General features: G+C 66.1%; 6 protein-coding genes and 1 pseudogene. 3 read left to right on the forward strand and 4 right to left on the reverse strand.

Going from position 1 to position 6157, the window contains the following annotated elements:
- Positions 1–29: 29 nt before the first annotated feature.
- Positions 30–407, forward strand: a pseudogene (locus FNJ47_RS53295) (SDR family NAD(P)-dependent oxidoreductase); the annotation flags it as partial.
- A gap of 64 nt (positions 408–471) precedes the next feature.
- The gene (locus FNJ47_RS53300; RefSeq protein ID WP_347341714.1) at positions 472–792 is read left to right on the forward strand and encodes an SDR family oxidoreductase; all 321 of its coding nucleotides are present in this window, start codon (positions 472–474) and stop codon (positions 790–792) included.
- A gap of 171 nt (positions 793–963) precedes the next feature.
- Here FNJ47_RS53300 and FNJ47_RS26070 read toward each other — a convergent pair whose 3' ends face one another.
- Positions 964–2265, reverse strand: a complete 1302-nt coding sequence (locus tag FNJ47_RS26070) for a PQQ-dependent sugar dehydrogenase (RefSeq protein ID WP_163158255.1) — start codon at positions 2263–2265, stop codon at positions 964–966.
- 457 nt (positions 2266–2722) lie between these two features.
- Here FNJ47_RS26070 and FNJ47_RS26075 point away from each other — a divergent pair, with 457 nt between their 5' ends.
- Positions 2723–3010, forward strand: coding sequence for a hypothetical protein (locus FNJ47_RS26075; RefSeq protein WP_163158257.1), 288 nt, complete (start codon positions 2723–2725; stop codon positions 3008–3010).
- Between the two features lie 86 nt (positions 3011–3096).
- Here the strand turns inward: FNJ47_RS26075 and FNJ47_RS26080 are convergent, their stop codons facing one another.
- The 3 genes from FNJ47_RS26080 to FNJ47_RS26090 all read right to left on the reverse strand — a co-directional run.
- Entirely contained in the window at positions 3097–4290 is a 1194-nt protein-coding gene (locus tag FNJ47_RS26080; RefSeq protein ID WP_163158259.1) for an acyl-CoA dehydrogenase family protein, read from the reverse strand.
- Positions 4291–4312: 22 nt separating this feature from the next.
- Positions 4313–5101: an ABC transporter ATP-binding protein gene (locus tag FNJ47_RS26085; protein WP_163158261.1), complete on the reverse strand. Its 789-nt coding sequence runs from the start codon at positions 5099–5101 to the stop codon at positions 4313–4315.
- Between the two features lie 61 nt (positions 5102–5162).
- On the reverse strand, positions 5163–6157 hold a 995-nt coding region (locus tag FNJ47_RS26090), incomplete at its 5' end, for an ABC transporter substrate-binding protein (RefSeq protein ID WP_163158263.1).

Here is a 6157-nt window from a genome sequence, read left to right on the forward strand (position 1 = left end):
CGCGCGCGCCGGTCTACCAAGGCAATCACATGACCCAATCCGTCGCCATCGTGACCGGCGCAAGCGCCGGTATCGGGCGCGCTACGGCGCTGCGGCTTGCGCGGGATTTTTCCGCCATCATCCTCGTCGCGCGCAGCGGCGAGAAGCTCCACGAGGTCAGCAACGAGATCGAAGCCGGCGGCCGCATGCCGCTGGTGTTCGACCTCGACCTTGCTTCACCGACGGCCGCTGACGACGTGGTCAAGGCGGCACTGGATCGCTTCGGGCGCATCGACGCGCTGGTCAATGTCGCCGGTGCGGTCGCGGGGCTCGACCTGTTCGAGATGACCGATGCGCAATGGGACGCAGGCATCGCGCTCAAGTTTCACGGCGCCAGGCGGCTGACGATCCAGGCCTGGGATGCGCTGAAGGCATCGCAAGGCGCTGTCATCTTCACCTCAGGCAACGCCGCCGTGCTGTCGCGCGCCGGCGGTGGGTACGATCAACGCCGCGATCGAGGCACTGGCAAAGGCATTCGCCGAACGCGGCATCGACGGCGGCGTGCAGGTGAACTGCGTGTCGCCGGGCGCCGTCATGACCGGACGTCGCCTCGCGATGCTGGAGAAATCAGCGGCGGCAAGACAGGTCGACGTCGACACCGCCAAGGCCGGCTTCCTCAGGCAGGCCGGCATCAAGCGTTTCGGCGCGCCCGAGGAAATCGCCGACCTTATCGCCTTCTCCGTGTCGCCATCGGCGCGCTGGATGACCGGCACGGTGCTGCGCATGGATGGCGGCGAGATCAGGGCGGTGTGAGGCGCGTCATCTGCGTGAACCCTGCCTTTCCCTTCCCCCTGAATGGGGGAAGGTCGGGATGGGGGTCAGCCACAGGCGCCGCTGTATGCGGAGAGAGCGAATCCCCACCCGCTTTGCTCTGACGAGCAAAGCGACCTCCCCTTTTCAAGGGGAGGTTTGAAGCCCGCGTGACTACGCGCCCGTGACGCGCCAGATCACATTGCCGACATCGTCGGCGACCAGCAGCGAACCATCAGGGCCGAGCGCGACGCCGACCGGGCGGCCGTAGGAGACCTTCTCGTCGGGCGCGAGGAAGCCCGACAGGATGTCGCGCGCCGGCCCCGAGGGACGGCCGTTCTCGAACGGCACGAACACCACCTTGTAGCCCGACAGCGTCGAGCGATTCCACGAGCCGTGCTGGCCGATCACCATGCCGTCTGGGAAACCCGGCAACGTGCCCTTCGGCATCCAGCACAGCCCGAGCGAGGCGGTATGGCCGCCGAGCGCGTAGTCCGGCTGGATCGCCTTGGCGACCATCGCCGGATCCTGCGGCACGCGGTCGTCCACCGTCTGGCCCCAGTAGCAATAAGGCCAGCCGTAGAAGCCGCCGTCGCGCACCGAAGTCAGATAGTCCGGCGGCGTCTCGTCGCCGATGCCGTCGCGCTCGTTGACGACGGTCCACAGCACATTCGTGTTCGGCTCCCATGCGAGCCCGACCGGATTGCGCAGGCCGCCGGCGAAGATGCGGCTGGTGCCCGCTACGAGATCGAGCTCATAGACCGCGGCGCGGCCTTGCTCGACCTCCATGCCGTTCTCGGCGATGTTGCTGAGCGAGCCGACGCCGGCGTAGAGCTTCTTGCCGTCGGCGCTCGGCAGCAGGCTGCGCGTCCAGTGCCCGTCGGGCTTGAAGGTGACGAGCTTGCGCCCCTCTGCGGTGATGCGATCCGCGCCCGCGGTATAGGGAAACGCGACCACGCCGTCGGTGTTGCCGACATAGAAGGTGTCGCCGATCAGCGCCATGCCGAACGGCTGACGCAGTCCTTCCATGAAGGCACCTCGGCTTTCGGCGACACCGTCGCCGTCACGGTCGCGCAGCAGCGTGATGCGGTTGGCGCTGACGCCGAGCGCGGCGGCGCGGCGCATCGTCGCCTGCATCGCATAGTGGAACACGCTGCGCGGTGTGCCCGCGATCTGCGTTGCCTCCGCGATCAGAACGTCGCCGTTGGGCAGCACGTTGATCCAGCGCGGATGATCGAGCCCGGCCGCGAAGGCATTGACCTTGAGTCCGGGCGCTGCGGTCGGGAGCTGGCCGTTGTCCCAGCCGCGTGCGGTCGGCATCTTCAGCGTCGGGATCGCGCCCTGCGACTTTGCCGCCGGAATCTGCGGCGCGCTGCCCCAGGCGGGCGCGGGCTCGGCGCCCTGCATCCGCCGCCACGCCACAGCACCGGCCCCGATCGCCGCGACGACGCGGGCAAAAACTCCAGACGTGCTCATGAACTTCCCCTGTTATTCGCGCCTTGATATTGGGCCTTCTTGACGTGCCTTGCCGGCCTGCCGCGGCCCGCAGCAGCATTCGCATAATGCCGGCCCTGATGACAGTAGTTATACGATCTTCGCAGCCGCCCTCGAATCGGGGAGACTGATCGCACGCTCCCTTGTCAGAGCGTTTTCCTCCCTGAGACCTTGCCCGCCCCGGTCGGCGGGCTTCCTTTTAACGGAGCGTCCAGCTCGGGCACGGCTCGCCGTCGGCCGTTATAGCCAGAAAAGCATAGCGAATCTGCGGGATGCATTCTACCGAGCAGAGCGACAGCGCCGGTCTCTCGCCCGCGCAAGCCCGCTCACCAAATCCTGATCCCAGCTCCGCGCAAATTCACCTTCGTCAGCTGCATGGCAGATCAGGAACGCCGGTCCGCAGCGTCCGTTGGTCGTAACACCAGCAAGGAGTGTATAAATGCAACGGAACACCAAGATACTGACCCTGGCTGCGGCATCGCTGATCGCAACGACGGCGGGTGCGTTCGCGCAGGGCTACTATCCTTATGGGAACCCCGGCCCACGGTACTACGGCGGCCCGCGCTACGAGACCTATCAGCCGCAGGTCGTGTACAATCAGGTTGAACCCGGCTGGTATGGCGCGATGAACGGCACCAACCATCCGGCGCCGAGCTCGACTCAGGGCGACGTCGGTCCGGAAGGGAACAACAACGGCACGCTGACCGGCGTCTACCGGCAGTGGTAGCCCACGCGAATTTGAAGGCCCGTCGCTTCGGTTGAGCGGCGGGCCTTTCGCTTGCGTCGTTCCACGCGCTGTGCGGAAAATAGGGATTATTCTCCGCCTTCGTAGAACAGTTCGAGCGGCAGGCCGACCACTGCCTTTCCGATCCAGTCGCGCGCGATGACATTGGACGGCCCCATCGCGATCGCTGCACGGGCGTCGCGATAAGCGCGCTCGATCGGGCCGCGATGATAACCGTAGCCGCCCGTCACCGTCAGCGCCGTCGCGGCGACCTTGTTGGCGACCTCGGCGGCGTGCACCTTGAACTCGGTCAGCGGGATCAGGATTTCGCTTTGCGGCTTGCCGGCGCGCCAGAGCGCGTCGAGCTTGGCCGCGAGCTCGTTGCGCCACGGCCGCAGCGTCTCGACCAGCACCTTGGCCGCGCCGAGCTCCTGGCGGATTGCCTGATAATCCGACAGGCTCTTGTTCCTGTCCTTGTGCACGAAACTCGTGGTGTGAGCGATCGCCGCGTTCAACGCGCCGCGTGCGACGCCTTCCCAGACCGCGCCGAGCCCGATCAGATAGACCGGCGAGACGCCGTCATAGATGATCTCCTTGCCCTGCCCTTCGGCGCCGAGCCGGTCGCGTTGCGGCACATGCACATTGCTGTAGCGGATCGCCCCGGAATGGTTGGCCCGCACGCCGAGCGCATCCCAGGGCCGGGACTCGATGCCCTCGGCCTTGCCGTCGACGATGAAGAAGATGATGTCGGCCTGGTCCTTGGCGCCGGGCGTGCGCGTCTGCACCACGTAGTAGTCGGCCTGGCCGGAGCTCGTGGTGAACGACTTCTCAGCATTGACGCGATAGTCGTCACCGTCGCGCGAGGCTTCGGACAGATTGTACCACCAGTGCCCGCCGGTGGCGCGCTCGCTGGTCGAATAGGTGCCGAGCAGGCCGCCATTATTCGCCTTCAGCCAGCGCTCCTTCTGGTCCGTGTTGCCGAACAGATTGATGGTCTGGGCCGCGCCGACATGCATGACGTAGATCAGCCCGGTGGACGCATCGGCCTGTCCGATCCGGTACGCCGCCTCGGCGAAATCCAGATGGCTAAGGCCGAGCCCGCCGAAATTCGGCTCGTTCAGCACGCCGGTCCAGCCGGCCTCCGCCAGCGCGCGAAGATTCTCGCGCGGAAAGCGGCTCTCGCGGTCGTTGCGGTCAGCATTCACCTTCACCGTCGCATCGATGGCGGCATCGAGCCTGGCATAAACGTCGTCGATCTTGCGCGCGAGATTGTCGTTGGCCATGGTCAGTCTCTCCGGGTTGCAATCATGCGACAGCCTCGCGCGGCTGCCTTCGGCTCCGATCATCCTGTGACGATCCGCCGAGATAGTGGGTCTTGATGTCGGTGCGCTGCCGCAGTTCGGCCGCGCGGCCGGCCAGCACGCTGCGCCCGTTCTCGAGCACGACCGCGTGATCGGCGAAACGCAGCGCCACGGTCGAGTTCTGCTCGGCAACCAGGATCGACAGCCCCTGTTCGCCGTTGAGCTGCTTGAGCGCGCGGAAGATTGCCTCGACGACCAGCGGCGCGAGGCCCATCGACGGTTCGTCGAGCACCAGCAGCCGCGGGCGCGACATCAGGGCCCGGCCGATCACCGCCATCTGCTGCTCGCCGCCCGAGGTCAGTCCGGCGAGCGTGCGGCGATGCTGCTTCAGCCGCGGAAACAGCTGATAGATGCGATCCAGATCGGCGGCGATCTCCGCCCGGCGCGCATCGCGCCCCATCGCGCCGGTGATGAGGTTTTCCTCGACTGTCAGGGAGGCAAAGCAATGTCGCCCCTCGAGCACCGGCACGAGCCCGGCGCGCACCAGCGTCGCCGCCGAGGTGCCGGCAATGTCACGGCCGTCGAACACGATCCGCCCGGCCGTGATCTGCCCGCGACGCGCTGAGAGGAGCGCCGAGACCGCCTGCAACGTGGTCGACTTGCCGGCGCCGTTGGCGCCGAGCACAGCGACGATCTCGCCGCGGCGTACGGCGAGCGAGACGTCGCCGACCGCCGCGATTGCGTGGTTGTAGGTCGCGGCCAGTCCTTCGACAGAGAGCAGGGTCTCACTCATCGTTTGATCCATGGCGTTGGAGGACGCGAGAGCCGAAGGGGTTCCCGCGCCCGTTGCGTCGTCAGTTGCTGACGGGATCGTCGCCGGAGGTCCGCACCTTGATGCCGTGCTCCCTGGCGTAGGCGGCGGCCGACTTCTCGATGATCGGACGCAGGAAGGCCCAGTCCGGCGCGATCCAGCCGGAGACCACCTTCCACTTGCCGCCGTCCCACTGCTGGAAGGTCACGCGGCCGTCGCCTTCGTGATTGTCCCAGGTAACGTTGATCGAATGGAAAAGATCCTTGGCGCCGAGCGCTTCGACCCGCGCCGGATCGAGCTGGAGATGCTCGAAGCCCCAGCGCACTTCGTCGCCGGTCAACGTGCGCTTGCCGAACTTCGCCTGCGCGATGCGGATCGCCTCGACGTTGAGGATGCCGTTCACAATGCCGAGGTTGTGGTAGACGCTGCCGATCCGCTTCTTGTCGTCAAGATTGCCCTTACCGGCGCCATAAACCGTCTTGATCACTTCCTGCAGCACCGGATACTGCTCGCCGGATGCTTGCGTCGTGATCGCGATATAGCCCTTGGCGGCGTCGCCGGCCGGGATCACGTCTTCCTCGGAGTTGGACCAGACGTTGCCAATGACGTGGTCGGCGGGGAAGCCGACCTTCTGCGCGGTCTTCAGCGCCACCGGGTTCATCACGCCCCAGCCGCGCAGCACCACGTAATCGGGCTTGGCGCGCCGGATCGACAGCCATTGCGACTGCTGCTCGTTGCCGGGATGCGGCACCTCGATCTGTTCCAGGCTGAACTGGTACTTGTCGGCCAGCAGCTTGTAGATCGGGATGGTCTCCTTGCCATAGGGCGAGCCGTGATAGAGCACGACGATCTTCTTGTCCTTCAGCCTGTCGACCCCGCCCTCGCGGCTCGCGATGTAGTTCACGATTCCGGAGGTCTCGCTGTAGGGATTGAGCAGCAGCGGAAAAACGTAGGGGAACACGCGACCGTCGGTCGAATCGGTGCGGCCGTGATTGATGGTGATGAGCGGCACCTTGTCCTTGGTGATGCGGTCGATCA

Source organism: Bradyrhizobium uaiense (assembly GCF_010811875.1).
Taxonomy (GTDB): Bacteria; Pseudomonadota; Alphaproteobacteria; order Rhizobiales; family Xanthobacteraceae; genus Bradyrhizobium; species Bradyrhizobium uaiense.

Coding starts and splice junctions, on each gene's coding strand:
- FNJ47_RS26070 (WP_163158255.1), bottom strand. CDS start 2,265: ATGAGCACGTCTGGAGTTTTTGCCCGCGTCGTCGCGGCGATCGGGGCC.
- FNJ47_RS26075 (WP_163158257.1), top strand. CDS start 2,723: ATGCAACGGAACACCAAGATACTGACCCTGGCTGCGGCATCGCTGATC.
- FNJ47_RS26080 (WP_163158259.1), bottom strand. CDS start 4,290: ATGGCCAACGACAATCTCGCGCGCAAGATCGACGACGTTTATGCCAGG.
- FNJ47_RS26085 (WP_163158261.1), bottom strand. CDS start 5,101: ATGAGTGAGACCCTGCTCTCTGTCGAAGGACTGGCCGCGACCTACAAC.